We start from the raw sequence: 24347 nt of genomic DNA on the forward strand, positions 1-24347 counted from the left end.
ACCGCTATCGCGAGCAAGCTCGCTCCTACAGGCGAGCAGGTGAGCAGGTGAGCAGGTGAGCAGGTGAGCAGCGTCAACGATAACGATCCGGCAGAACGCTGGTAGCGCTCGAAAACTGCACCGCACAGGGCGGTGCCACTGTCGGGGCATTTATCGTGCTCAGGTGTTCAGGCTCGGATTCGCGCAAGTACACCGGCATGTCGGTCACCGGAGGCATGGCCGGAATCTCGAAGTACATCTGCACCACCCAACCGCGGTGGTAACTGGCGTGGTTGACCACGTGCATCAGCATCGCACCGGCGCTCATGGTGCCGCTTTCACCCGAGACAAACGTGAACTCGACCGGCTTGTTCAGCGACGCATCGGTTTGCCGGGCGCTCCAGTCGCAATACCAGTGATCGATCGCTTTTTGCGCCAGGTGCAGTTCCATCAAGTCTGAGTGCAACAGGTCGTGTGAAGTCTTGAAACCATGGCCGCGACCTTCGAGGTGAGCCTGCCAGATGCAGTCCACCACATACACGTGATTGAGGGTGCCGATCATGTTGTTGAACACCGATACCCGCGCTTTGTTGACCTCACCTGGCGGTAATTGCGCGAGGCTGTCAAAGAGCCGCTGGTTTGCCCAGCGTTTGTAATCGGCCAGCAGGCAGGCAGTGCGTGCAGTTATCATCAGAATGCTCCGATGGCGGTGTGCGCACACTCCAGCATAGACCTGATAGCGAAAAGAAAGCGCCAACACTGATTATCGGTAGAAAACGCTTCCCGTCCCGCACCGACTTGATGGGGCCAGGGAACTCCTGACTGCTCCCGCGCATCCTAGAATATGTGGTACTTCCCTTATGCTTCATGCTGTCGGAGGACACCGTCATGCGCCGTCTATTTATCCTCTCTTCCCTGGTACTTTGTTTGCCGTTCGGTTCGGCTATGGCCGATGTGGACGCCGAAGACGTAGCCACCTCGGCCGGGGTTTCCGCATCGCTGTACTCGACGTTCAAGGATGACAAAATGGTCATTCCTGCACGGGATGACGCCTCCAGCTTCGTGGCCAGCGGCGGTGCAATTCGCGGCGTTTATCTGGAGCAGGTCTTGCAGCGGATCCGGCAAAACCATCCCGATCTCAGCAACGCAAGCGACGAAGACCTGGCCCGGGCCATCCTCGTTCAGGATGGCATTGCGGCCGATCACTGAAGGTCGTCCACGCCAGCGGTGGGGCTTGTGACAGCGCGATAGCGTTTGCAGCCCTGCCTTGCTTGCGCGCACCCTGCGATGAAAATATCCGCCAAATTGGCGTTTTTAGCGGTGGCCAGCACCCTCGCCTACCTCGCTCTGGCGATGTGGGCATTGGGCGGTTTTGCGGCGTTTTTCGCCCACGGCGCGCTGGTCGCTGTGGCGATTGCCACGCTGGTGATGGCGATTGCCTCGCTGTTCACCGAGGGCAACTTGAGCTCAGGGGAACGTGAAGACCGGGCCAACCGCTGGGTCATTCCGGCCTTTGGCGTGATCGGAATCGTCAGCGGCTTTTTGCCCGCCTACACCGACCGAATCGATGTCTGGACCTTCGGAGGCGAAGGCGTTCGCTGGCTGGGCGCCCTGCTGTACATCATCGGCGGTGCCTTGCGTTTGTGGCCGGTGTTCGTGCTGGGCAATCGGTTTAGCGGGCTGGTGGCGATTCAACCGGGGCACAGACTGGTGACGGACGGGATCTACCGAAACCTGCGCAACCCCAGCTATCTGGGGATGCTGATCCTTGGCGTGGGCTGGGCGCTGGCCTTCCGCTCGGGGGGTGGGTTGCTGTTGGTGGCGCTGACGGTGATCCCGCTGATTGCGCGGATCAATGCTGAAGAAGCCTTGTTGAAAGCGCAGTTCGGCAGCGAATACGAAGCCTACTGCGCCCGCAGTTGGCGGCTGGTGCCGGGACTTTACTGAAGCGGTACAATGCCCAATATAGGCTCGCGCCTACATTAGATCTGTTGCAGCTGGATGAAGCCCGGTTCGCTCAAACGAGCCAGAACCACGTCATAACGACTCAATGTCGCATGCTGCGTCTGAATCGGCTGATCGTGAGTCGCCGTGACAATCATCAAATCCGCCCCCGCCGCTTCACCCGCCAGAATCCCCACCGTTGCGTCTTCGAAAATCAGGCACTCGGCAGGCTCGACACCCAAGCGCCTGGCCGCGAGGCGGTAACCGCTCGGGTCAGGTTTGCCCGCTGTGACATCTTCGGCGGTAATCATCACATCGGGCTCGGGAATGCCTGCCGCCGCCATCCGCCGCAACGCCAACGCCCGGGGTGCGGAGGTGACAATGGCCCACTGATGGGCTGGCAGTAGCTTGAGAAAAGCCGCCGCTCCAGCCACTTCAAAAACCCCTTCGACGTCCTCGATTTCCGCCTCGGTGATCCACTTCGCCTCGGCTTCGGCATCCACGCCCGGCAGCCCGAGACGCGTGATCGTGTCGATGGCACGGGCACCGTGAATGGTCGGCAAAAAAGCTTCCACATCAACCCCATGGCGCACGGCCCAAGTTGTCCAGACCCGCTCCGCAGCGGCGATGGAGGTGAGGACGGTGCCGTCCATGTCGAACAGAAAGGCGCGGTAAGGCGTGTTGAAAACACGGTGATCAGACACAGGAAAGAACCTCGCGGGTGCCGGGCGAATGTGTCCGGCAATGTAGCATCTGCGAACGAGGTCAGTTGAGTCGCCTGGATTTGAACGCACCGTCGACACAATCGAGCAGAGAGCCGATTGCCCAGGGTTTCTTGATGAAAGCCACCTTATGCCGCACACCAGAGCTGGCCGGGGTTTCGTAGCCGGACATGATCATGATCGGCTTGTCGGGCCAGCGATCACCGAACTGGTTGGCCAGATCCGCGCCATTGAGCGTGCCCGGCATGGTGATGTCAGTCAGCAACAACCCCACCTCGGGTGCGCGCTGCTCAAGGAACACCGCTGCGGCATCCGCACTGATCTTCGGCTCAACCACAAACCCTTCGTCCTGAAGAATTTCACAGAGAAATTCCAGGATCAGCGGATCATCCTCAACCACCAGAATCAATCCGCGAGGAAGGTGTGCGCCTGTCTTCGGTTCTCGACTCATGACCATGCTGCTCCCTGAGTGCTTCAATATTTTCGCGGGCTCTGGTCCGCACTTAAAAGGTATGAGCAGCTGACAGGACGGAAATTCATTTTTGATACAGCAAATCGAAAAACATCAGTGGCAGGTGCCGGATAATCGAGAATTTCGCCGCCACAAAAAAATCTGTAGGAGCAAGCTTGCTCGCGATTGCGGTAGTTCAGCCGACATGGATAGCGGCTGGCACTACGCCTTCGCGAACAAGCTTGCTCCTACAGGTATCGGGTCGCGGCAGTTACTGCGACAATTCGCTTTTTTTCATCGCATCCTTGGACATGGCATCTTTTTTCATCTCGTCTTTCTTCATGCTGTCTTTGGACATGGCGTCCTTGGACATTGAATCGCTCTTTTTCATCGCGTCTTTGGACATCGCCTCCTTGGACATCGAATCTTTGCTCATGCTGTCGTTGCTCATGGTGTCAGCCGCGAAAACGGACGCGGCGCCAACAGCCAGGCACATGGACAGAACAACAGTGGTCAACTTTTTCATGATGAAACTCCTTGAAGCACAGGTTTGCGCAGGGTGAAATATTCAGGCGCCTCTCAGCTGCCACCGAACCAGTTGTAGCCCTGGTCTTCCCAGTAGCCGCCGGTGTAGGTGTTGCTGACGAAAATCGCCTGAATGTGTTTGGGGTTCTTGTAGCCAAGCTTGGTGGGCATGCGCAGCTTCATCGGGAAGCCGTACTCGCGCGGCAACACCGCGCCGTCCCAGGTCAGCGCCAACAGGGTTTGCGCGTGCAGCGCGGTGGCCATGTCGATGCTGGTGTAGTAGTCGTCGGCGCATTTGAAGCCGACGTATTTGGCATCGGTGTCAGCGCCAATGCGCTTGAGGAAATCGCTGAAGCGCACGCCGCCCCAACGCCCGATGGCGCTCCAGCCTTCGACGCAGATGTGCCGGGTGATCTGCTCGGTCTGGGCCATGGCGCGCAGTTCTTCGAGGCGCCAGCTGCGCTTGTCGGCGACCAGGCCAGTGACTTCCAGGCGATAGCTCTGCTCATCCACCGTCGGCGCTTCGTCGATGCCGTAGAAGGCATTGAACGGAAACGGCCGGGTGATCATCGACGCCGGATAAGTCGGCGCCATGGCGTTGGGGTTGAACAGCCAGCCCTGGACCCGATCGTTGAAGCGCGACATCGATGACAGCGCGGTCTCGACGCTGTCGTTGTCGGTGATGTTGCAACCGGACAACATCGCTACGCCGCCGAGGGTCAGGCCGCGCAGCAGAAACGAACGCCGCGAGCGGTCTTCGATCTGTGGCGCGAGGATCTTGCGAGCGTCGGTGAGGATCGATTGCTCGTCCAGCCCCGTGCCTTCGATGCGCTTTTTCATACGTGCTCCTTGCGACCGACGATCATGGCCAACAGCGTTTTCGGAACCAGCGCGACCATCACCAGATGCACCGCGACAAAGCCCACCAACAGCGCCATGGCGAAGAAGTGCACACGCCGTGCGCCTTCGTATCCCCACAGCAACTCACGCAACAGCGGGAACTGCACCGACTTCCACAGCACCAGCCCGGAGAGCACCAGCAGGAGGATGTCGAGCATCACGAACAGGTAGGCAAAGCGCTGCACCTGGTTGTAATGAGTGAGGTCGGCATGCCTCAGTTTTCCGCGTAATGCGGCCCCGAGGTCATGCAGCACGCCTTTGGGCGAGACCGGGAAGAAGCGGCGTTTCAGGCGTCCGCTGAACAGGTTGAAGGCCAGGTAGATCAGGCCGTTGATCGCCAGAAACCACATCGCCGCAAAATGCCATTGCAGCGCACCACCCAGCCAGCCGCCGAAGGTGATCGACTTGGGAAAACTGAAATCGTAGATCGGCGAGGCGTTGTAGATGCGCCAACCGCTGGCGACCATCACCAGCACCGCCAGGGCGTTGAGCCAATGGGTCAGCCGCAGCCAGCGAGGATGGCTGGCCTTGGGTGAAGCAGTTGTCTGCGACATGTCCGGCTCCCGGTTGTTGTTCGTTGGAGCCGAGTATGGAAGCCGGAAGATCGCCAAATCCTCACGTAAAGTTAAATTAAACGTGATAACTGGCATTGAATCTGTAGGAGCGAGCCTGCTCGCGATGGTGTGTCAGACAACGCATGGGTGCCTGATACACCATCGCGAGCAGGCTCGCTCCTACAGGGATTTGTGTACCCCGCAACAGACTCGGTTATGTTTAAATGCCGCCCCCACAAACGACCGACCCGACCCGATGAACCCTGAAGCCCTCGCCATCCTCAACGACCATCTGCTGACCGCCCTCGCGGCCGCCCCCGCCGAAACCCGCCGCCTGTTCCACGGGCGCGGGCGCTGCTGGCCGGGGCTGGAGCAAGTGACCGTGGACTGGCTGCAAGGCGTGGTGCTGGTGGCGCTGTTCAAGGAACCCGAAGCGGCGCAGCTCGAAGACCTGAAGCAGGTGCTGATGGCGATCACCCGGTCAGCGCAGTGGACGCAATCCGGCGCCCATACGCTGTTGCTGCAACATCGCTACCTGTTGCAAAGCACGACCGAATGGTTGCTCGGGGAAGAGATCGACGAACTGACGATCACCGAAGGTGGCCTGAAGTACCGCGTCGACCTGGGTCGCAAGCAAAACACCGGGCTGTTCCTCGACATGCGCTACGGTCGCGACTGGGTACGGGCCAACGCCGAAGGCAAACGGGTGTTGAATCTGTTCGCCTACACCTGCGGTTTCTCGGTGGCGGCCATCGAAGGCGGCGCGACGCATGTGGTCAACCTCGACATGTCGAGCCCGGCCCTGAGCCGTGGCCGCGACAACCACCGGCTGAATGGCCACGACCTGGGCAAGGTGACCTTTCTCGGCCACGACCTGTTCAAGTCCTGGGGCAAGGTCATCGGCAAAGGCCCGTATGACCTGGTGATCATCGACCCGCCGTCGTTCCAGAAAGGCAGCTTCCTGCTGACCAAGGACTATCAGCGCGTGTTGCGCCGCCTGCCGGAATTGCTCAGTGCACAGGGCACGGTATTGGCCTGCATGAACGATCCGGCCTTCGGTGCCGACTTCCTGATTGACGGCGTGACTCGCGAGGCGCCAAGCCTGCGGTTTCAACAGCGGCTGGAGAATCCGCCGGAGTTTCCGGACGCCGATGTCGAGTGTGGGCTGAAGGCGTTGGTGTTCAAACTCGGGGAAAGCTAAAAGATCGCAGCCTTCGGCGGCGCCTACGCAAATGTTGTAGGCGCTGCCGGGGCTGGAGTGGATTCGCGAAGCCGGGTTGCTCAACGACATCAACGGCTTTCACGTGAAGCCGAAACACGTGGCGCAGGCGATACGACTAGTGGTACTTGAGTGAAACACTCGGTCTTTCTAGGATGGAGTTACGCAGCCGCTTGTTTGCTCAACAAGCCGTTGCGTAAGTGGTGAGTGTTCTGAACCCCTACAAGCTCACCACTTGCTTCATGCGCATCTTGAGCCTCAACGGCTCTACTTCCTCCCCATCAAAGAGCTCTGAGGCTCTTTTTTAACCTTCTGAAAACCAACTCTTTTTAATGTGGGAGCGAGCCTGCTCGCGATGGCGTCGTGTCAGGTTCTGACATGTCGACTGAACGCCCTTCGCGAGCAGGCTCGCTCCTACAGTGGGTTGTGGTGTTTGGTGGAGCGCGGTCAGAGATCAACACCCAAACGCTCGCGCACAAACTCATGGGCCTTGCGCGTCAATTGGTCCAGGTGCCGGTCGCGCTGTTTTTCCGCATCGACCATCGCCCGCTTGCCGTGTTTTTGCAGCAGGTAGGTATGAATCTGCCGCACCTCCAGCGAACTGTAGATCGGTGCCACATCCAGCAACGGCATGAGCCCGTCGCTGCCGTGATCGCGGGTGTTCATCAGCACCTGGGTCGCGCGCACGCCCACCACCTGAAAACCCATCGACTCAAAGTACGGCACCTTCGTCACAGCGCAGGTCAGTTCGGCATGGGGGTAACGGCCGACCATCTCGCGCACCATCCGTCGCGCCACGCCCTGGCGCCGATGCTCCGCGTGAACGGCCATGTACGCCACGCCGCAAGCGTCCGGATCGTCCTTGACCGGCAGGTACAACAGAAAACCGATGACCGTGTCGGGCTCGTCCGGATCGGTGGCGACAATCAACTCCACGCTTATCCCTTTCGCCCCGTTCAACGCTTCCAGGTACAGATGAACCTCATAGCCGATCGCATACTGGTACACGTTGTACAGCAGGTTGCTTGGCGGGATCGCGACCATGCTGATGTCAGTCAGGTTATCGACCACCATCTGCAGAATCTGGCTGTTGATGTGCTCGGGGCACGGTGTCTTGAAGTGGCTGATCTGGGGCATTGCGGGGATTGACTCCGGGGCGGTGTAAAGCGTTCGTCGCGGCCTATCATACCGTGTGCCGGCCTCATCGCGAGCAAGCTCGCACCTACAGGGGATCTGTGGTGCACACAAATCAAGTGTAGGAGCGAGCTTGCTCGCGATGGCGTCAGTGATCGCACCGCAAAATCAGGAGACTTACCAGTCGTACGTCATCTCAACCGAAGCCACCCGCTCCTGCCCGTAGTAGCAACCAAACGAATAATTGCAGTCCGACACGTACTCGCGGTCGAAAATGTTCTGCACATTCAGGCGGGTTTGCAAGCCACGCAGGCTTGGGTCGAGTTTGCCCATGTCGTAACTGACGGTGGTGTCATAGACAACCCACGATGGCACGTCGAACGAGTTGGCGGCATCACCCGGTTTACGCCCGGTGTAGCGCGCACCGGCGCCGAACGTCAGGCCGTTGAGGTTGGCCTGGGTGAAGTGATAGTCCACCCACATCGAAGCAGAGACTGGCGACTGCGCTTCGTTACGGTTGTCCTCGTTACCCCAGGTGTCCTTGGTGTAGAACGAATCCATGTAGCTGGCGGCCGCCATTACGTCGATGTTGTCGAGGCTCGATTTGACCTCCAGTTCGACGCCACGAGAACGCATTTCGCCGCTCTGGGACATGTACTCCGGATAGTCGTCATCGCCGGTCAGCACATTCTTCTGCTTGATTTGATAAACCGACGCAGTGATCAGCGTCTTCTCGAACGGCTGGTATTTCACACCCACTTCGTATTGCTCACCCTCGGTCGGGTCGAAGGCGCTGCCACCCCGTTGAGGCGCCGCAGTACCGAGTGTCGGCAGGAAGGATTCGGAGTAGCTGACGTACGGCGCCAGGCCGAACTCGGTGACGTAGGTCAGGCCCACCCGGCCGGTGAATTTATTGTCGCGCTTGGCTTCGTGGGTGGACGCGAGCAAGTCCTTGTTGTCGATTTCCGCCCAATCCTGGCGACCGCCAATGGTCAGGATCCACTGGTCCAGTTTGATCTGGTCCTGCACATACACGCCGGTCTGGCGCAGGGTGTTGTCCCACTGTGTGGTGAGCGTCGGCGTCACGCTGCTGGTGTCGTAGTTGTTCTTGCCGTACAGGTCGACCGGCAACACGTTGTTGGCGTTGTAGCCGTCGTACTTGCGAGAGAAATGCCGATAGTCCACGCCCACCAGCGTGGTGTGTTCCAGCGCACCGGTGTTGAATTTATATTCCAGGTTGTTATCGATGGTGTAGGCGATGTTGTGCTGATGCCAATCGACCTTGGCGCGATTGGCCCGGGTGTAATCGGTCACGCCATCGGCATCGGTGACGAAGCTGCGCAGGTAGAAACCTTTATAGCGGTCGCGCACGTCGGTGTAGCGCGCACTGGAGCGGTATTTCAGGTCTTCGCTGAAATCGTGGGTGAAGTCATAGCCGAAGACATACTGGTCACGCTTGTAGTCGTTGAAATCGGTGTCGCCGGAGAAAAAGTGGCGGTTGATTTTCTCACCGTTGGGGCCACGGTCGAGCGAACCGATTCTTGGCAACGACTGATAGTCAGGCACGCCGTCATCGCGTTGAACCTGCGCCAACAGCGTCAGGGCTGTCGCCTCGTTGATCGCCCAGGTCAGGCTCGGGGCCAGCAGCATGCGCTGGCTGTTGTTGTGGTCGACCTGCTCGTTGCCCTTGTCGGCGACACCGATCAGGCGATAGGTGAATTCTTTTTGCTCGTCGAGCGGGCCGCTGGTATCGAACGCGCCGTTCACCCTGTTGTAGCTGCCCGCCCCGAGTTTGATCTGGCTGCGTTGTTCCGTGGTCGGACGCTTGGACACCATGTTGATCAGACCACCCGGCTGGTTCTGCCCATAAAGCACCGACGACGGGCCCTTGAGCACTTCGATGCGTTCCAGGGTGTACGGATCGATTTGCGGCGCACCGCCGAGGCTGCCGGCGTAAGGGATGTAGGCACCGTCCAGATACAACGGCGTCGGCGCGAAGCCACGGCTGGTGATTTCATCGGCAATCGAGTTGCGGTCGGTGAACCCGCCGGTGTTCAACCCCGGCGTATAGCGCAAGGCCTGAGTCAGGTTGCGTGCACCTTGGGTTTCGACTTGGGCGGCGGTGACCACGTTGATGGTCTGCGGGATTTCCAGGATCGGCGTGTCAGTCTTGGTGGCGGTGGCGCTGCGGGTCGCGACGTAGCCGTCCACCGGCCCGTAAGCCGATTCGCTAACGATGCCCGAAATGCTCGTAGCGCCTAGCTGCAACGCGGCACCACTGGCCTGTATCGGTAGCAGCGAATAGCTTCCGTTGTCGTGGCGAACCGCCTCCAGCTTGCTCCCGGCCAGCAACTGGCGCAGACCGGCGTCTGTCGTATAGCGGCCCTGCAAGCCTGCGGTTTTCTGGCCGTTGGCATGGGCCGGATCGAACGAAACGGTTACGCCAGCGGTGGATGCAAACTGGGTCAGCGCCGAACCCAGCGGGCCGGCAGGAATGTTGAATTGCGCCTCGTCCGAGGTTTGCGCCCAGGCAGGCTGTGCCACCAACGTCATCGCCAATGGAACGGCCAGTGCCATGCCCAACAATGCGGCGTGAACCGCACGGTTCAAGGGTTTGATGGATGGCTGGGTAGAAGCGATGCGGTGTTGGGGATTGCGAGGGGTCATGCAGTTTCCTTTCGCCCGTTGGCAGTCAAATGGCGGCGTCTATCGCGCCTCTATCTACCAAGTCGAACGAGAATCAAAATCAATAACCCCTGCTGCGGATTTTTTTGCCGGAATACTCAAACCGCTTCCACCGTGGTCCAGTAACGGCTGAAACGACGGATACGCACAGGCAGCGTGGACGTCAGGTTGTCCAGCACCGCATCGGTGTTGCCGAGATGGAACGCCCCGGAAATTCGCAGTGCACCCACGGCCGGATCACAGCCCAGGTGCCCGGGACGGTAGCGCTGCAACTCGGTGATGAAATCCGCCAGGCGCCAATCGTTGGCAACCAGCATGTCGCGGGTCCAGGCATCCGCCAGTGCATTTGCAGGCAGTAAAGGCTCGATGCGGTCTTCACGGAAACTCACTTGCTGACCGGCATCAACCCGCACGGCAGCATCAGGCAGATGGGCGCTGCGCACCTCCACGGCATGCTCCTGCACACTGACCAGCGTGCGCCCCGCTTCGCTGCGTACGATGAACCGGGTGCCCAAAGCGCGGATGCTGCCTTCGGCGGTGTGCACAATGAACGGCCGAGCCAATGTGTCCCGGGCCGTTTCAATCTGGATTTCACCTGCCAGCAAACGCACTTCTCGCAGATTGTCGCCGTAGCGCACGTCCACTGCCGTGGCGGTGTTGAGTTGCAGGTGCGTGCCGTCATCCAGGCGCACGCGTCGGCGTTCACCGGTACGGGTGCGCTGGTCCGCCATCAACGTCGACAGTGGCGTGGTGTTCCAGGCCAGCGTCCCCGCCCCGCTCGCCACCACCAGCAGCGACAACACTTTGAGCACATCGCGACGCTTGGCCCGGGCGCTGGCCAACGTTGGCCGGGCGACGCCGTGGGACACCTGGCCGAGTTTGTCCTGCAAGCGCCCGAGACGCTCCCAGGCCTGCACATGCCGCGGATCTCGCTCCAGCCAGCGTCGATGCGCCTCACGAACGGCTTCGTCTGGCACGTCGTCGCGCAAGTCGACATACCAGCGCGCGGCGGCTTCCAGCGTGGCGTAATCCAGGGATTGCGGTTGCGCCACGGTTCAGTCCTCAATCAGCAACAGACAGTGCGTCAGGGCGCGCACGGCATGTTTCTTCACGGTGGTCACCGAGACATTCATGCGACGGCCTATTTCGACGTAGCTCAGGCCATCGAGTTGCGCCAGCAGGAAAATCTCCCGAGTCCGTTCACCCAGGCCATCGAGCAAACGGTCGATTTCCATCAGCGTTTCGATGACCAGCTCACGGGTTTCCGGCGACACCGCCACAGGTTCGGGGGTGGCTGCCAGCGTTTCCAGCCAGGCCTGTTCCAGCGCACGACGGCGGAACATGTCGATCATCAGGCTGCGGGCAATCGTACTGAGGTAGGCCCGCGGTTCACGCAGTTCGAGGGTTTTGCGCTGGGTCAGTACGCGAATGAACGTGTCCTGGGCCAGGTCCGCCGCATGATCGACACAACCGAGGCGCTTGCGCAGCCAACCGCAGAGCCAACTGTGATGGTCCTCGTACAGCGTATGCACAGCGTGTTGCAGCGAGAGATCAGCGGAGGACATGAAAACGACCCGACACAAATGTTATTTGATAATGACTCTCATTTTCGTCGAAGCCGATGCGTTTTGGCAATAGTGGTTCTGTCAGCAACAATCCAATCCCTGTAGGAGTGTCGTTGACGGGCAGATGACCTCAGCGCTGCGGCGCCACCATGCGAAAGCGAATATTGATTTCGTTGGACACTAAATTGTCCGCCCACTCCCCTTCACCCATCTTGAAATCGTCGCGCTTGAGGGTCAGCTCACCGTCGAAGATGCCGATGGCGTTCTCTGATTTGAGCACCACCGGCACGTTCACCTGTCGTGTCTGCCCTCTGAGGGAGAGGTTACCGGTGAAGGTGTAACGGTGGTTGCCGAGGTCTTGAATGGCCGTCGATTCGAACGTGGCCTGGGGATAGGTGTCGGTGTTGAACCACGCCGGTTTCTGCAATTCGCTCTTGGCGTCGCTGCTGTCGATATCGATGCTGTTGAGGTCGATGGTCAGCGCGGCATGGGCGGCGGTGGGGTTTTCCGTGTCGAAATCGAGGCGCCCCTCGAACTTGCCGAACGTGCCATAAACCCTGGAACCCAACTGCTGATAGGTAAAGCTGATGGTGCTGGCGGTGGCGTTCACGGCGGCGTATTCGACGGCGTCGGCGCGCGGCAAAACGCCGAGTGTGAGAACACCGGCCAACGCGACGAAACACAGTATTCGAGGGGTCATCGGACTCTCCGGGCGGGGCTCCCGAGATGATTTCAGCGCTGCACACCGAGACTGGTATCAGAAGGACTAAAGCAAAGAACCGGTGTTTATTCCACTTCGAACACCGACCGGGCAATGCCCATCAGGGCATCCCACTGTCCTCGCGTTGCCACGCCCGCTGCAACAATTCGATCACCTCGGCATCCGACGTCTGGGAAAAGTCCATGTACCAATGACCAATCGAGGTGAACCATTCGGGCATCAACGGGCAGATCAGCTCATCCACTTCGCGGCTCAGCGCCTCTGCCGTCTCAATCGGCGCCACGGGCACGGCCACCACGATGCGCGCGGGTGACTGCACGCGCAGCGCATGGATCGCCGCCTTCATCGACGCGCCGGTCGCCAGGCCGTCGTCGATCAGAATCACCACTTGCTCCTTCAGCTTTACGGGCGCACGCGTGCCTCGATAAACCTGCTCACGGCGCAACAACTCGCGGGTTTCCCGTTCAACCACGGCATCGAACGTCGCTTGATCAATCGGATGATCGCGCAACGCTTCTTCATTGCGAATCTGAATGCCGCCACTGGCAATCGCGCCCATGGCGTACTCCGGTCGCGACGGCACGCCAAGCTTGCGCACCAGCATCAAGTCCAGGCGCACGCCCAGCGCCCTGGCCACTTCATAGGCCACCGGTACGCCACCACGGGGCAAGGCTAAAACGATGACATCGGGTCGGCGGGCGTAAGGGCGCAGCGCTTCAATCAAACGCCGCCCGGCTGCTGGCCGGTCCTGCAGGATGGAATGGGACAAGGGGCTCATGTGAAAACCTCCCCAGGCGATCGCGCCTGTCTTTTTCAGTCACATCGTCCTTTGTGGCAAGGGCCTTTGTGGCGAGGGAGCTTGCTCCCGTTGGGCTGCGTAGCAGCCCCAACCACCGAACTCTGTGAGTGCTACGCACTCAAGCGCGAGCAAGCTCGCTCGCCACAAATATCAGCTCATTGCATTATCCGCCCCTTTGCTCCCCCTACACCAACCGCTCAATCTTCTGATGCTGCCACACCAGTTTGTAATACAGCGTCTGCAACGCCAGCATCCCCAGATACGCCACCGGAAATGCCATCCACACCCCTTGCAACCCGAACTTCGCATCCAGCAGATACGCCGCCGGCAACTGCACACCCACCACGCACACAATGGAAATCGCCACCGGCACCATCACCGTGCCGCTGGCACGCATGATGCCGCCGATGATCGCCTGGAAGCCAAACACCAACAGGCTCCAGAGCATGATGTGCAACAGGTGCTCAGCCATGTTGAGCGTCGCCTCTTCGGTGAGGAACGACGCCAGCAACCAGCTCGACAACAAGTACCCGAGCACCACCAGACCACCGGTCAAACACACGTTGATCATCAACCCGGTCTTCAAAATCGGTCCGATGCGCTCGATGCGCCCCGCCCCAATCGCCTGCGCACCGAGGATCGACGCCGTGATCGCAATCGACAGCGCCGGGAACTGCACGTAATTGACGATCTGCGTCACCGCGCCATACGCCGCCGTCGCCTGGGACCCGTGCTGGTTCACCAGCGCCAGAATCACCAGCTCCGACAGCGACAGCACCACCATCTGCAACCCGGTGGGCAACCCGATGCGCAGCACCTTGCCGAGGATCACCATGTCCAGCTTCATTGCCGCGAAGAACTCACGGTCCGGCGCCAGCGGATGGCCCTTGCCAAGCAAGCGCCACGCCAGCAGCCCCATCGCCACCAGGTTACCCACCAGCCCGGCAATCGCCGCACTCTGGATCCCCATCGGTGGAAAACCCAACCACCCGCGAATCAACGCCGGCGTCAGCGCCAACCCAACAATCGTCGAAACCACCAGCGCCAACAACGGCGACAACGTATCGCTGACCCCGCGCAGCAACTGCGTGAACAACACAAACACCAACAGCGACGGCATGATCCACAACATCACATGGGCATACGCCACCGCATCGTCCAGCACATCCGCCGGCGTCCCCAACCCCACCAACGCCGACCGCGCAAACACACTCCCCACCACCGCCGCCACCAACCCGATCAACACCCCCAACAACAACGTCGCCCCGGCAATCGCCTTCACCAGATGCGTCTCCCGCGCGCCCCACGCCTGCCCGATCAACACCCCCGCGCCCGCGCCAAGGCCGATCACCAAGGCGATGAAGAAAAACACGATGGGAAACATCCCCGACACCGCCGCCAGCGCCTGGGTGCCAAGCATCTGGCCGATGTAGATGCTGTTGACCGTGCCGGACATGGATTGCAGAAAGTTCGACAGCACCATCGGGGCGAGGAAAAACAGGTAGGTTTTCCAGAGGGGGCGCTGGGGGTTCGGGGTTTGCATTGAGGAGGATCCATCTCGACGGCGGGAGCGATGATTAAGGATAGCGTGGGTGACTGAAACCACGGGGCGAAGACCATCTCAGGTCTGTGTTTATATTTCCAGTGACGTTATGTGAAAGGTCTGAGGTTTCATCAGCGCAGGTCTTACGTCAGCCTCGGAATTCCTCACCTTGCCCATGACCTTGATGAAGCTTATAGTCCGCCCCGTCGCCCAAATGGCGACCAGGTTTGGCGACCTGTTCGATCGGATGCAAAAGCACTGTGCTTTTTTGCAGATGCTGTTGCACCTTCGCAAAGCTGTCTTTATGGCAGCTGTGCGCGGGAGACCTTCGGGTCTGCCGGTTTTCCGATCCCGGTTCGCCAACCTGCGTACAGCTGTCACCCATTCGTTTGGCGACGAATGAGGGACAGTCAACCTTTGCACTGATCGGAGTTTCTTCTATGGAAAGATACATGCCCCTCACCGGAATCGACCTGGTTCCGGCCTCCCTGCTCATCGACACCCAAGCCCCACTCGACGTCCTGCAAGCCATGGCGGATTACCGTATTCGCACGGTCACACAGGTGCTGGAAAACATCGCCTATCGCTCCGAACTCGGTTGCGACACGGTGGTGCTTGAGGACTTCTGCAAACTGCTGGTCATTCCGTTGCGCGATGGCTGCGATTTGATGGATGTGATCGGGCGGCGGTTGCGGGCGCAGGCGGCGGAGTAAATGAAAGCGGGCGCCTTAACAGGCGCCCGTTTTGTTTGTGCTCACCCAGCCCACTGGTCACTGCAAATTTGATCTGTAGACTCAATACAACTACATTTAAATCTATAGATTCAAAAAGAGACCCATGACTATGCCAGTCGTCGCTCAAGCCCAACCCCAATCCTTCACCAAAAACCAATGCGTCACCGGCCTGCGTGCCGCGGTGAACATCCTGGAAAAGTGGAAAGCCACCGGCGATCAAGCCTGCCGCATCCTGCGCATTTCCCGCAGCACTTACACCCGCGCGCGGCAGCGGGAGGTGGAGTGGGCGGTGGCGCTGGATGCGGATCAGATGCAGCGCATCAGTTTCGTGCTGAATATTCATGGGACGTTGCGGCTGGTGTTCGATAACCCGGACAACGTTTACGGCTTTGCGTCGATGGCCAATGACAATGAGTTTTTCAATGGCCGTAGTCCGCTGGAAATCATGGCGCAGGGCGACATGGTTTCGTTGTATGAAACCTTCCGCCGCATCGACATGTTGCGGGGCGCGCAATGGTGAAGCTGGGCGAGTTGGCGACGTTTGCCGGGCAGGTGTTGCAGGCTTATCGGTTGGTCAATTCGAAGTTTCCGCCGATTGCCTTGTTCGATGACGTGGCGGATGCGGATGAATTTGAAGTGTTGTTCGAGATTCAGGCGCTGACCAATCCGCGGTTGAGGAATGAGGTGGGTCAGCTGGAGTTGATTCCGCGGCGCGAGATACCGTTCGGGATCACGGGTTGTTCCTATGCGACGGCGCCGTTTACCCATGTGAACCCGGAAGGTTCACGGTTCAGTGATGGCAGTTTTGGAGTGTTGTACCTGGCGGATTCGATGGAAGCGGCACTAGCCGAAGTGCGGCATCACCAGAGTCTGTACTGGTCGAAGGTGCCGAGTCTGAACTATGAGCGGTTTGTGTTCCGTGGGTTGTCTTGCGCGTTTGTCGATGCCGGGATGAAGGATGCTACCGCCCTTCCGATGACGGATCCGGTGTATGCGCCGGAGGATTACAGCGTTTCCCGACGCCTTGGGCGGGAGGTCAGGAAAACCGGTTGCCCCGGTTTGCGTTATCACTCGGTGCGCCTGCCGGGCAGTGATTGCTGGGCGTTGATGACGCCGCGACCGGTGACATCGATTGTGCAAACCGCGCATTACGAAATGGTGTGGAATGGGCAGATCACCAGTGTCAGCCAGATCAGCGAGGCTTGAATACGTTGTGATAACCCTGTGGCGAGGGAGCTTGCTCCCGCTGGGTCGCGCAGCGGCCCCAATTAGGGGACTGCTACGCAGTCCAGCGGGAGCAAGCTCCCTCGCCACAGTTTTTTGTACGTTTCGAGATTTTCTTAAGTGAACAGTATTGGCCTCATCAGCCGGGCTTTTTCGTGGTCGACTGGTCTATCCTGTGCGTCCCCGATTTCACGCCGGAGACAGCCGTGCCCGCCCTCACCGCCCGCGAGGTTTATCAGCAGTTGCGCGATGCCGCCCAGGGTATTCGCGCTTTCGAGCGTGTCGATCAATCACCCGAGCCTGGTCATGTGCGGGTCGATATCGACGGCTGGCGCCTGGTCCTTGATGTCGACGACAAACACCTGCGCCACTGCCTGCACGGGCAAAGCCCGGAGGGCCGCGAATGGGCACTCGACAACGGCCAGCGGTTCGGCACCGACCCGGTGAGCCTGCTCAGCACCTGGGAGTTGGCGCAGATCGAACGCTTGCTGGGCTGACGGCTCCGCGATCGACTCCCAAATCACTGTAGGAGCGAGCTTGCTCGCGATGAACTCAAGAGCACCGCGTACAAGCCTGAAGGGGTCATCCACCCGCGTTTTCGCAGCAAAAAACAATAAAAACAGGAGTTGAACATGTCTGAACTGAACCTCAATCCCAACGTCGCCGCCACGCTCGAGCAGTGGCACGCGATGATCAGCCGCAAGGACTTGAGCGCCCTGCCCGAGCTGCTGGACCCGCAAGCGGTGTTCCGCTCACCGATGGCGCACACGCCGTATCCGGGCGCGCCGGTGGTGTCGATGATCCTCAGCACGGTGATGAACGTGTTCGAAGACTTCACTTATCACCGAGAGCTGGCAACCGGGGATGGCTTGAGCGTGATTCTGGAATTCAGCGCCAAGGTGGGCGAGAAAGAACTGAAGGGCATCGACCTGATTCGTTTCAATGAACAGGGCAGGATTGTCGAGTTTGAAGTGATGGTGCGGCCGCTGAGCGGGTTGCAGGCGCTGGGTGAGGAAATGGGCCGGCGCCTCGGGGCTTACCTGAAAACCACAAAAGCCTGACTCGGCAACAATCCCTGTAGGAGCGAGCCTGCTCGCGATGAGGGCGTGTCAGTCAACTTATTCTTCACTGACACTCCGCCATCGCGAGCAGGCTCGCTCCTACAGGTTTTGTGTATAGCCTCAAAATTTCAGACCAGCGGCTGATGACTGGTCACACAGTGGATGCCGCCCCCGCCCGCCGAATATTGAGCTGCACCACTTCACGGTCCGGGTAGAGCTCGGACAGTAGATCGTAGGCCTTGGGCCGGGAAGGTTTGCAGGTAGGCCAGCAGGTCTTCGATTTTTTCCGGGTCGCTGAGGCCCCAGAAAATCATGCGAGTGCCAGGCACGACTTTCTTCGGCGCCTCGAGGTAGGCGATCAGGGTTTCGCGGTTCCAGACCAGGTTGGCGGATTTCATCGCATCGGAATACACGTAGTCCGTGGTGACGGCGGATTGGCGACCGATCACGCCATTGAGCTGCGGGCCGAAGAAGGCACGCGCCGATTCGCCGATCTGGTGGCAGCCGCTGCAGAGGCGCTTGTAGACTTTCTCCCCGGCCTGTACATCGCCCGCAGCGAGGGCGGGAGTGCTGAGCACAAGCGCTGAGGAGAGGATCAATGCGGCGATGTTCTTCATATTCCGGTTCCAGACTCGATTGCTGGCTATTGGAACATGACGGCTACGGATATCCAAAACGGTCAGGTGAACGCCAAACCTGTAGGAGCAAGCTTGCTCGCGATGAGGGCGTATCAGACAACGGATTATTCATTGACCCACTGCTATCGCGAGCAAGCTCGCTCCTAGAGGGGTTACCTTTTGGTTCGGGAGGTAATGAGTTCGATCGCTGCCTGAATCAATGGTGCGGACACGGGCCTGGGTTTCCCCGCGTCAGCCTCCCAGTTCCTTGATGCGCTCGTCGATCAGCCCCGAGGTTTGCTCATCAATCCATGCAGCACGCCGAACCGCAGCCCCGGCTCAGACGCAATCATGTGCGTGATCCCCAACACTTTGAACGCCGCCAGCATCACCACCAGCCCACCGGGCAATGTGCTCATGCGATGGGTGGGCAGGCCTGCCAACTTGAGGTGTTTGACGTGTTTGACTTCCAGCAGACGCAACGACAGGCGCAACAGGCCACCGTAGGTGATGCCGTTCTGGCCTTCGTCATTCAAGCCGTTGGCCTTGAGCACCTTGGCCAGCATCCGCGCGGTGCCTGACGAACCAATCGCCTGCTGCCAACCCATCGAGCGGTAATGACGGGCGACGGGTTCGAACTGCAACGTGGCGACGCGCTCCGCCTCCAGCAGCGCTTCGGCCATGATCCATCCACCGTGGAAATACCGCGAGCCAAAGGTTCCGCTGCCGATGGCGATGCTCTCGGTGCTCAGCACCCGGTCGCCACGGCCGATGATCATTTCCGTCGAGCCGCCGCCGATGTCCACCACCAGCCGTGTGCTTTGCGCATCCGGCAGCGTGTGGGCCACGCCGGCGTAAACCAGTTGTGCTTCTTCATGCCCGGAAATAACGTCAATGCGAAACCCCAGGTGACGCTCGGCACTGGCCAGGAACAGCGGCGCGTTATCCGCCTCGCGCACTGCGCTGGTCGCCACGGCCCGCACGCGAACCGCTTCGAAACCGCGCAGTTTCTTGCCGAATCGCGCCAGCGCCTGCCAACCGCGATCCAGCGCCAGTTCATCGAGCGCCCCACCCTGAAAACCCTCCGCCAGCCGCACCGGTTCGCGCAGGGTTCTGACTTCCTGAATGACCATCTGCTGGTTTCGCCGTACCGACTGGCCAATCATCATGCGAAACGCATTGGAGCCCAGGTCGATGGCGGCAAACAGGGGGGCGTTTTTCATAGGGGGTTCCTTGCAAATTCATCCGCCGGCAGGTTTGGGGTCACCGGACACTCAAGACGGTTTGCGAGGATCTTGCCACTGCTTCGATGACATCCAGATGACAGCACCAGGCATCACCTCAATTGTTTTTCCGTCATCGAATTGTCATGTACCGGGCGCCATACTCGGCCCATCAAATGCGTGCTTTATCTTCCGCTGCCACTTAAGGCAGCTTTTTTTTGCCCGCAATTTCTTCAAATCGCCCCCCTGTAGGAGCGAGCCTGCTCGCGATGGACTCAGATGCGCCGCGTCTAGCCAGATAGCACGCGTAATCGTTGGCGACCATCGCGAGCAAGTTCGCTCCTACAAGGGATCACCGGGCATACACCAATAATTGTCGATTGCACGTTCCGTTGATTACAGTGACGGCTGCCCAAACAACCTGATCAAGGAACGAAACAATGGTGACGTGCTACCTGAAATACGTGCTCGACCCCTACCAGCTCGACGCTTTCGAGCATTACGGCAAGTTATGGATCCCCCTGGTGGAGAAATTCGGCGGCCAGCACCACGGCTATTTCCTGCCATCCGAAGGCGCCAACAACATCGCTCTGGCACTGTTCACCTTCCCGAGCCTGGCGACGTATGAACATTACCGTCGGCAGTCCATGAACGATCCAGACTGCATCGCCGCCTTCCAATACGCCGAGGACAGGAAATTCATCCTCAGCTACGAGCGTTCGTTCATGCGGCCGGTGTTCGGTGAGCAGGATTGATGGCTCAGGTTTTCTTCAAGTCCAGGGCATAAGTGTAATAACCGGGGTCACGCACCCAACCCAGCGATTCATACAGGCGCTGGGCGGTGAGGTTGTCGGTGGCGGTTTCCAGGGTCATGCCCTTGGCGCCGGCCAGCTTCGCAAAGTCGCGGGCAGTGTTCATCAGCAGCGAGCCGACGCCTTTGCCCCGGGCGGCAGGTGTTGTGAACAGATCACCGAGCAGCCAGGTGCGATGGGCGTCGATGGAGGAAAAGGTCGGGAACAGCTGGACGAACCCGAGGTTTTCACCGTCCGTGTCCTGAGCAAGAAAAATCACCGATTCATCCCGGGCGATACGCTCGGCGACGAAGGCACGCGATTGCGCCAGGTTCGACGGCTGTTCGTAGAACATCCGGTAGGCGTCAAACAAAGGGGCGATTTGATCGATATGCGATGCGTCGGCACGCAGGGCCTGGATAGCCATGAGGATGCTCCATTGCGGTCTCAAGGGTTTAAAGACTAGCAATGGCAACGGAACAACGACGTAATATTTTTCGACGAAGATCACCCGTAGGAGCCGGCTTGCTGGCGAACCAGGCGACTCGGTGTGTCAGGCCGGCCGCCATCGCCGGCAAGCCAGCTCCTACAAGGGTTACACGCGCACGTTGCGCCCCGGCAGTGAGGTGCGCTGGCTGCTTTCCCAGCCCTCGACCAACCCAACCGGCACATCCGCGGACGGCAACATCTGTGCGCCACGCACCAGATCCGATGCCCGCTCGGCGAGCATGATGGTCGGCGCATTGAGGTTGCCATTCGGTTCGGTCGGGAACACCGACGAATCGATCACCCGCAGCCCGGCGATGCCGCGCACACGCAACTCGGAATCGACCACCGCCATGTCGTCTTCACCCATGCGGCACGAACCGCACGGATGGTAGGTGCTTTCCAGGTTGTTGCGCACGAAGGCATCGAGGTCTTCATCGCTGGTCACTTGCGCGCCCGGAGCGATTTCGCCGTCACGGAAACGGTCCATGGCTTTCTGGCCGATGATTTCCCGGGTCAGGCGAATGCAACGACGGAAGCCTTCACGGTCCTCTTCCCGCTCCAGGTAGTTGAAACGGATTTCCGGATGCTCGTACGGATCGGCCGAACGTACACGCACATAGCCACGGCTTTTCGGCTTGTTCGGGCCAGTCAACACCATGAAGCCATGGCCCTTGATCGGCTTGTTGCCGTCGTAGCGCATCGCTGCCGGCAGAAAGTGAAACTGGATGTCCGGCCAGCGCAGGCCCTTCTCGGAGCGGATGAAACCACCGGCCTCGAAGTGGTTGGTGGCGCCCAGGCCATCCTTGAACAGCAACCAGCGCAGACCGATCATCAGCTTGCTCAGCGGATCCATCTTGTTGTTGAGGGTCACCGGTTCCTTGCAGCCGAACTGGATGTACACCTCGGCATGATCCTGCAGGTTCTCCCCTACGCCCGGCAGGTCATGACGCACGCCGATCCCGGCCTTGCGCAGGACGGCCGCCGGGCCGATGCCCGAGCGTTGCAGCAGGTGCGGCGAACCGATGGGACCGGATGAAATCAACACTTCGCGGTTGCAATACACCTGATGCGTCTGGCCACCGTGGTCGTACATGACCCCCACCGCACGCTTGCCTTCGAGAAGGATCTGACGGGTCATCGCGTGGGTGATCACGGTCAGGTTCGGGCGTCCCATGGCCGGACGCAGATAGGCGTTGGCCGTGGAGCAGCGCACGCCGTTCTTCACGGTCATGTGCATCGCGCCGAAACCTTCCTGCATGTAGCCGTTACAGTCTTCGGTCTTGATGTAGCCCGCCTCCGCACCGGCTTCGACCCAGGCCCCGTACAGCGGGTTTTTCATGTGGTTGCCATTGGTGGTGTGCAGCGGCCCGGTCTGCCCGCGATAGCTGTCGCCACCCGATTCATAACTTTCTGCGCGCTTGAAGTACGGCAGGCAGTTGCGATAGCCCCAACCTTCGGCACCCAGGGATTCCCACTCGTCAAAGTCCAGTGCATGGCCACGGATGTACACCAGGCCGTTGATCGACGACGAACCGCCCAGCACCTTGCCTCGTGGGCAGTGGATGCGTCGGCCGTTGAGGTGGGTCTCCGGCTCGGTCTCATAACGCCAGTTGTACTTCTTGGTGTTCATCGGGATCGAGAATGCGCTCGGCATCTGGATCACTACGCTCTTGTCACTGCCGCCGAACTCCAGGACCAGCACCGAGGTGGCCGGGTCTTCGCTCAGGCGGTTGGCCAACACACAACCCGCCGAGCCTGCGCCAATGATGATGTAGTCGTATTTTTGCGTAGTCATTCTTTGCGTGGTCATCGTTATCTCCCGACCGTCGATTCAGTGAATACCGGCAGTGGCTGCTGTTTGTGGCTCAACGTGTCGCCGGTGGTGTATTGCGGGGAGTTTTTCTCAATCTGCTGGATCACCACTTCTTCGTGTTTGAGATCGATCGAGCGGCTCAGCCAGTAATACGCCACGCCCGAGACGATCAACCCGACCAGCCAGGCGATGTCGATGCTGCCCAGTGCCTTGGCGAGCGGGCCGACATACACTTCGCGCTGTTCAACGCCGTCGAAGATGTAGAAGAACGGGATCATCGAGATAAAACCGATGGCATAGGCAGCGATGCCGCGCAGGCCCCAGCTGCCGTAGAGGTTGCCGTGGGGCATGAAGAAGTGCGGGATGGCGTAGCGCCCCTTGCGCACGAAGAAGTAGTCGGTGAGGTTGACCGAGGTCCAGGGCACCAGGAAGTACAGCATCACCACCAGGTAGATCCCCAGCACCGACAGGCCTTTGCCGGAACTATGGATGCTCAGAGCCACGCCCAGTTGCAGCAGGATCACAAAGCCGATCGCCAGGATGCGTGCCTTGCGGGTGGGTTCGATGTGCTTGATCGAGTCGACGCAGGTCAGCGTGGTCAGCTTGGCGCTGTAGATGTTCATCGCGATCACCGGCAGGAACGCCAGGATGGTGACGATCACGACCGCCGTACCCACCAACGGCGACACGGTGTTGCCGACTTGCCCGAGGGCCACCAGCACGTCGGTTGAATGCAGGTGATCGGCGAGCCAGCCGCCGACGGAAATCATCCACGCGCCGGACAACGAAGCACCCAGGAACACCACGGCGATCAGCTTGCCGCTGGAAGTGTTCTTCGGCAGGTAGCGCGAGTAATCAGACACGTATGGGGCATAAGCGATGTTGTAACTGGCGGCCGCCGCAAACTGTGCGATGAACCCGGTCCAGTTGAAACCCAGCGGCTCCCGGGCCACTTCGCCTTCTGCGAGTGCCGGCAGCGCCGCATCCGGCACCCAGCCCATCACCACCGCCACCGTTACCAGGCCATACAGCGGCAATGACAGAAACAGCGCCCATTTGAAGCTGCGGTGCATCCAGTCGTGGCCGAGAATCGCCAGCACCGCCGCCGGGATGGTCACCGCCACCGCGATCACGGCGGGGTTGAACCCGAACAGCGTGTGCAGCCCTTGCATCATCAGCACCAGGTTGACGATGTTGAAGCCGGCGAACACGAACAGCGTCGCCAGCAGCACCAGGATCACTCCGCGATAACCGAACTGCGCACGGGACTGGATCATCTGCGGCAGGCCGAGGTGCGGACCCTGGGATCCGTGAAACGCCATGAACAGCGTGCCGAACATGATGCCCAGGGTGCCGGCGAGTGTGGTCCAAAGTGCGGTCAGGCCGACGCTTGGGCCGACGAAACCGATGGTCATGGTGAAGAAGGTGAAGTTGCCGAGGAACCAGAACGGGCCTTGGCTGGCCAGCTTGTCGGTGCGCTCGTTCTCGGGGATGAAATCAATCGAATGCCCCTCGACGACAGACTTTTCGTCGAGGGCAGACACGCTCGTGGCGGACTTGGCGTTAGTGTTCATGATGGACTCTTATTGTTGGAAGATCATGACGAGATAACCGCGTTCTTTCGGGTGAACGACTCCCCAGTGGCGAGGGAGCT

28 protein-coding genes and 1 pseudogene are annotated in these 24347 nt (G+C 59.8%); 9 read left to right on the forward strand and 20 right to left on the reverse strand.

What is annotated here, in order from left to right; translation table 11 throughout:
* Positions 1-73: 73 nt before the first annotated feature.
* On the reverse strand, positions 74-670 hold the full coding sequence (locus QYH43_RS24625; RefSeq protein WP_301158294.1) for a DinB family protein: 597 nt from the start codon (positions 668-670) through the stop codon (positions 74-76).
* A gap of 197 nt (positions 671-867) precedes the next feature.
* On the opposite strand from QYH43_RS24625, the gene QYH43_RS24630 reads away from it, so the two are divergent.
* Together QYH43_RS24630 and QYH43_RS24635 are read left to right on the forward strand one after the other, a co-directional pair.
* On the forward strand, positions 868-1188 hold the full coding sequence (locus tag QYH43_RS24630; RefSeq protein ID WP_095061301.1) for a DUF2388 domain-containing protein: 321 nt from the start codon (positions 868-870) through the stop codon (positions 1186-1188).
* A gap of 78 nt (positions 1189-1266) precedes the next feature.
* A complete protein-coding gene (locus QYH43_RS24635; RefSeq protein ID WP_301158296.1) occupies positions 1267-1926 on the forward strand; it encodes an isoprenylcysteine carboxylmethyltransferase family protein in 660 nt (219 codons plus the stop codon).
* A gap of 35 nt (positions 1927-1961) precedes the next feature.
* On the opposite strand, the gene QYH43_RS24640 is transcribed toward QYH43_RS24635, so the two are convergent.
* The 5 genes from QYH43_RS24640 to QYH43_RS24660 all read right to left on the reverse strand — a co-directional run bounded on the left by QYH43_RS24640 (position 1962) and on the right by QYH43_RS24660 (position 5075).
* On the reverse strand, positions 1962-2627 hold the full coding sequence (locus QYH43_RS24640) for an HAD-IA family hydrolase (protein ID WP_301158297.1): 666 nt from the start codon (positions 2625-2627) through the stop codon (positions 1962-1964).
* Positions 2628-2688: 61 nt separating this feature from the next.
* Complete coding sequence (locus QYH43_RS24645; protein WP_301158298.1) at positions 2689-3096, reverse strand: response regulator; 408 nt, start codon at positions 3094-3096, stop codon at positions 2689-2691.
* Positions 3097-3367: 271 nt separating this feature from the next.
* Positions 3368-3622 carry a pentapeptide MXKDX repeat protein gene (locus QYH43_RS24650; RefSeq protein WP_301158299.1) on the reverse strand — a complete coding sequence of 85 codons (255 nt, stop codon included), beginning with the start codon at positions 3620-3622 and terminating at the stop codon, positions 3368-3370.
* A gap of 53 nt (positions 3623-3675) precedes the next feature.
* The gene (locus QYH43_RS24655; RefSeq protein WP_301158300.1) at positions 3676-4461 is read right to left on the reverse strand and encodes a molybdopterin-dependent oxidoreductase; all 786 of its coding nucleotides are present in this window, start codon (positions 4459-4461) and stop codon (positions 3676-3678) included.
* Complete coding sequence (locus tag QYH43_RS24660) at positions 4458-5075, reverse strand: cytochrome b/b6 domain-containing protein (RefSeq protein ID WP_301158301.1); 618 nt, start codon at positions 5073-5075, stop codon at positions 4458-4460. The genes QYH43_RS24655 and QYH43_RS24660 overlap by 4 nt, the downstream gene beginning before the upstream one ends.
* 256 nt (positions 5076-5331) lie before the next feature.
* Here QYH43_RS24660 and QYH43_RS24665 point away from each other — a divergent pair, with 256 nt between their 5' ends.
* Positions 5332-6276, forward strand: a complete 945-nt coding sequence (locus tag QYH43_RS24665; protein WP_301158302.1) for a class I SAM-dependent methyltransferase — start codon at positions 5332-5334, stop codon at positions 6274-6276.
* Between the two features lie 465 nt (positions 6277-6741).
* Here the strand turns inward: QYH43_RS24665 and QYH43_RS24670 are convergent, their stop codons facing one another.
* The 8 genes from QYH43_RS24670 to QYH43_RS24705 all read right to left on the reverse strand — a co-directional run bounded on the left by QYH43_RS24670 (position 6742) and on the right by QYH43_RS24705 (position 15195).
* A complete protein-coding gene (locus QYH43_RS24670; protein ID WP_301158303.1) occupies positions 6742-7431 on the reverse strand; it encodes a GNAT family N-acetyltransferase in 690 nt (229 codons plus the stop codon).
* A 174-nt stretch (positions 7432-7605) separates the two neighbouring features.
* The gene (locus QYH43_RS24675; protein WP_301158322.1) at positions 7606-9981 is read right to left on the reverse strand and encodes a TonB-dependent siderophore receptor; all 2376 of its coding nucleotides are present in this window, start codon (positions 9979-9981) and stop codon (positions 7606-7608) included.
* A gap of 230 nt (positions 9982-10211) precedes the next feature.
* Entirely contained in the window at positions 10212-11165 is a 954-nt protein-coding gene (locus QYH43_RS24680; RefSeq protein WP_301158304.1) for a FecR domain-containing protein, read from the reverse strand.
* 3 nt (positions 11166-11168) lie between these two features.
* Complete coding sequence (locus QYH43_RS24685) at positions 11169-11678, reverse strand: sigma-70 family RNA polymerase sigma factor (RefSeq protein ID WP_095061296.1); 510 nt, start codon at positions 11676-11678, stop codon at positions 11169-11171.
* Between the two features lie 130 nt (positions 11679-11808).
* A complete protein-coding gene (locus tag QYH43_RS24690; RefSeq protein WP_301158305.1) occupies positions 11809-12378 on the reverse strand; it encodes a YceI family protein in 570 nt (189 codons plus the stop codon).
* A gap of 121 nt (positions 12379-12499) precedes the next feature.
* Positions 12500-13177 (reverse strand): phosphoribosyltransferase, encoded by a 678-nt coding sequence (locus tag QYH43_RS24695; RefSeq protein ID WP_301158306.1) that lies wholly within the window; start codon positions 13175-13177, stop codon positions 12500-12502.
* 205 nt (positions 13178-13382) lie between these two features.
* Positions 13383-14741, reverse strand: a complete 1359-nt coding sequence (locus QYH43_RS24700) for an MATE family efflux transporter (RefSeq protein ID WP_095061475.1) — start codon at positions 14739-14741, stop codon at positions 13383-13385.
* Between the two features lie 148 nt (positions 14742-14889).
* A complete protein-coding gene (locus tag QYH43_RS24705; RefSeq protein WP_177408859.1) occupies positions 14890-15195 on the reverse strand; it encodes a hypothetical protein in 306 nt (101 codons plus the stop codon).
* Between QYH43_RS24705 and QYH43_RS24710 the strand changes: the two genes are divergently transcribed.
* From QYH43_RS24710 to QYH43_RS24730, 5 genes are all read left to right on the forward strand, one after another.
* Complete coding sequence (locus QYH43_RS24710; RefSeq protein WP_095061477.1) at positions 15182-15454, forward strand: hypothetical protein; 273 nt, start codon at positions 15182-15184, stop codon at positions 15452-15454. The genes QYH43_RS24705 and QYH43_RS24710 overlap by 14 nt on opposite strands.
* Positions 15455-15578: 124 nt before the next feature.
* Entirely contained in the window at positions 15579-15995 is a 417-nt protein-coding gene (locus QYH43_RS24715; protein WP_095061479.1) for an antitoxin Xre-like helix-turn-helix domain-containing protein, read from the forward strand.
* Positions 15989-16681 carry an RES family NAD+ phosphorylase gene (locus tag QYH43_RS24720; protein ID WP_301158307.1) on the forward strand — a complete coding sequence of 231 codons (693 nt, stop codon included), beginning with the start codon at positions 15989-15991 and terminating at the stop codon, positions 16679-16681. Before QYH43_RS24715 ends, QYH43_RS24720 begins: the two co-directional genes overlap by 7 nt.
* A gap of 224 nt (positions 16682-16905) precedes the next feature.
* Complete coding sequence (locus QYH43_RS24725) at positions 16906-17196, forward strand: hypothetical protein (protein WP_301158308.1); 291 nt, start codon at positions 16906-16908, stop codon at positions 17194-17196.
* A 135-nt stretch (positions 17197-17331) separates the two neighbouring features.
* Positions 17332-17760, forward strand: coding sequence for a nuclear transport factor 2 family protein (locus tag QYH43_RS24730; protein WP_301158309.1), 429 nt, complete (start codon positions 17332-17334; stop codon positions 17758-17760).
* Between the two features lie 128 nt (positions 17761-17888).
* Here the strand turns inward: QYH43_RS24730 and QYH43_RS24735 are convergent.
* From QYH43_RS24735 to QYH43_RS24745, 3 genes and pseudogenes are all read right to left on the reverse strand, one after another.
* Positions 17889-18001, reverse strand: a pseudogene (locus QYH43_RS24735) (agmatine deiminase family protein); the annotation flags it as partial.
* Positions 17961-18377 carry a c-type cytochrome gene (locus tag QYH43_RS24740; protein WP_095061487.1) on the reverse strand — a complete coding sequence of 139 codons (417 nt, stop codon included), beginning with the start codon at positions 18375-18377 and terminating at the stop codon, positions 17961-17963. The gene QYH43_RS24740 and the pseudogene QYH43_RS24735, both read right to left, overlap by 41 nt.
* A gap of 284 nt (positions 18378-18661) precedes the next feature.
* Positions 18662-19600 carry a Ppx/GppA family phosphatase gene (locus QYH43_RS24745; RefSeq protein ID WP_095151587.1) on the reverse strand — a complete coding sequence of 313 codons (939 nt, stop codon included), beginning with the start codon at positions 19598-19600 and terminating at the stop codon, positions 18662-18664.
* Positions 19601-20040: 440 nt separating this feature from the next.
* On the opposite strand from QYH43_RS24745, the gene QYH43_RS24750 reads away from it, so the two are divergent.
* Complete coding sequence (locus QYH43_RS24750; protein ID WP_095061493.1) at positions 20041-20355, forward strand: NIPSNAP family protein; 315 nt, start codon at positions 20041-20043, stop codon at positions 20353-20355.
* A gap of 4 nt (positions 20356-20359) precedes the next feature.
* On the opposite strand, the gene QYH43_RS24755 is transcribed toward QYH43_RS24750, so the two are convergent.
* The 3 genes from QYH43_RS24755 to QYH43_RS24765 all read right to left on the reverse strand — a co-directional run bounded on the left by QYH43_RS24755 (position 20360) and on the right by QYH43_RS24765 (position 24267).
* Positions 20360-20818: a GNAT family N-acetyltransferase gene (locus tag QYH43_RS24755; RefSeq protein WP_301158310.1), complete on the reverse strand. Its 459-nt coding sequence runs from the start codon at positions 20816-20818 to the stop codon at positions 20360-20362.
* Positions 20819-20986: 168 nt separating this feature from the next.
* Positions 20987-22675 (reverse strand): choline dehydrogenase, encoded by a 1689-nt coding sequence (gene betA / locus QYH43_RS24760; protein ID WP_301158324.1) that lies wholly within the window; start codon positions 22673-22675, stop codon positions 20987-20989.
* Positions 22676-22692: 17 nt separating this feature from the next.
* Positions 22693-24267, reverse strand: coding sequence for a cytosine permease (locus QYH43_RS24765; protein WP_301158311.1), 1575 nt, complete (start codon positions 24265-24267; stop codon positions 22693-22695).
* Positions 24268-24347 lie beyond the last annotated feature (80 nt).

This window comes from Pseudomonas sp. C32 (genome assembly GCF_030417915.1).
GTDB lineage: Bacteria > Pseudomonadota > Gammaproteobacteria > Pseudomonadales > Pseudomonadaceae > Aquipseudomonas.

Excerpts from the sequence above, each read along its gene's own strand:
- QYH43_RS24625 (WP_301158294.1), bottom strand. The coding sequence starts at position 670 with ATGATAACTGCACGCACTGCCTGCCTGCTGGCCGATTACAAACGCTGG.
- QYH43_RS24630 (WP_095061301.1), top strand. The coding sequence starts at position 868 with ATGCGCCGTCTATTTATCCTCTCTTCCCTGGTACTTTGTTTGCCGTTC.
- QYH43_RS24635 (WP_301158296.1), top strand. The coding sequence starts at position 1,267 with ATGAAAATATCCGCCAAATTGGCGTTTTTAGCGGTGGCCAGCACCCTC.
- QYH43_RS24645 (WP_301158298.1), bottom strand. The coding sequence starts at position 3,096 with ATGAGTCGAGAACCGAAGACAGGCGCACACCTTCCTCGCGGATTGATT.
- QYH43_RS24650 (WP_301158299.1), bottom strand. The coding sequence starts at position 3,622 with ATGAAAAAGTTGACCACTGTTGTTCTGTCCATGTGCCTGGCTGTTGGC.
- QYH43_RS24655 (WP_301158300.1), bottom strand. The coding sequence starts at position 4,461 with ATGAAAAAGCGCATCGAAGGCACGGGGCTGGACGAGCAATCGATCCTC.
- QYH43_RS24660 (WP_301158301.1), bottom strand. The coding sequence starts at position 5,075 with ATGTCGCAGACAACTGCTTCACCCAAGGCCAGCCATCCTCGCTGGCTG.
- QYH43_RS24665 (WP_301158302.1), top strand. The coding sequence starts at position 5,332 with ATGAACCCTGAAGCCCTCGCCATCCTCAACGACCATCTGCTGACCGCC.
- QYH43_RS24670 (WP_301158303.1), bottom strand. The coding sequence starts at position 7,431 with ATGCCCCAGATCAGCCACTTCAAGACACCGTGCCCCGAGCACATCAAC.
- QYH43_RS24675 (WP_301158322.1), bottom strand. The coding sequence starts at position 9,981 with ATGACGTTGGTGGCACAGCCTGCCTGGGCGCAAACCTCGGACGAGGCG.
- QYH43_RS24685 (WP_095061296.1), bottom strand. The coding sequence starts at position 11,678 with ATGTCCTCCGCTGATCTCTCGCTGCAACACGCTGTGCATACGCTGTAC.
- QYH43_RS24690 (WP_301158305.1), bottom strand. The coding sequence starts at position 12,378 with ATGACCCCTCGAATACTGTGTTTCGTCGCGTTGGCCGGTGTTCTCACA.
- QYH43_RS24695 (WP_301158306.1), bottom strand. The coding sequence starts at position 13,177 with ATGAGCCCCTTGTCCCATTCCATCCTGCAGGACCGGCCAGCAGCCGGG.
- QYH43_RS24700 (WP_095061475.1), bottom strand. The coding sequence starts at position 14,741 with ATGCAAACCCCGAACCCCCAGCGCCCCCTCTGGAAAACCTACCTGTTT.
- QYH43_RS24710 (WP_095061477.1), top strand. The coding sequence starts at position 15,182 with ATGGAAAGATACATGCCCCTCACCGGAATCGACCTGGTTCCGGCCTCC.
- QYH43_RS24705 (WP_177408859.1), bottom strand. The coding sequence starts at position 15,195 with ATGTATCTTTCCATAGAAGAAACTCCGATCAGTGCAAAGGTTGACTGT.
- QYH43_RS24715 (WP_095061479.1), top strand. The coding sequence starts at position 15,579 with ATGACTATGCCAGTCGTCGCTCAAGCCCAACCCCAATCCTTCACCAAA.
- QYH43_RS24720 (WP_301158307.1), top strand. The coding sequence starts at position 15,989 with ATGGTGAAGCTGGGCGAGTTGGCGACGTTTGCCGGGCAGGTGTTGCAG.
- QYH43_RS24730 (WP_301158309.1), top strand. The coding sequence starts at position 17,332 with ATGTCTGAACTGAACCTCAATCCCAACGTCGCCGCCACGCTCGAGCAG.
- QYH43_RS24740 (WP_095061487.1), bottom strand. The coding sequence starts at position 18,377 with ATGAAGAACATCGCCGCATTGATCCTCTCCTCAGCGCTTGTGCTCAGC.
- QYH43_RS24745 (WP_095151587.1), bottom strand. The coding sequence starts at position 19,600 with ATGAAAAACGCCCCCCTGTTTGCCGCCATCGACCTGGGCTCCAATGCG.
- QYH43_RS24750 (WP_095061493.1), top strand. The coding sequence starts at position 20,041 with ATGGTGACGTGCTACCTGAAATACGTGCTCGACCCCTACCAGCTCGAC.
- QYH43_RS24755 (WP_301158310.1), bottom strand. The coding sequence starts at position 20,818 with ATGGCTATCCAGGCCCTGCGTGCCGACGCATCGCATATCGATCAAATC.
- betA (WP_301158324.1), bottom strand. The coding sequence starts at position 22,675 with ATGACTACGCAAAAATACGACTACATCATCATTGGCGCAGGCTCGGCG.
- QYH43_RS24765 (WP_301158311.1), bottom strand. The coding sequence starts at position 24,267 with ATGAACACTAACGCCAAGTCCGCCACGAGCGTGTCTGCCCTCGACGAA.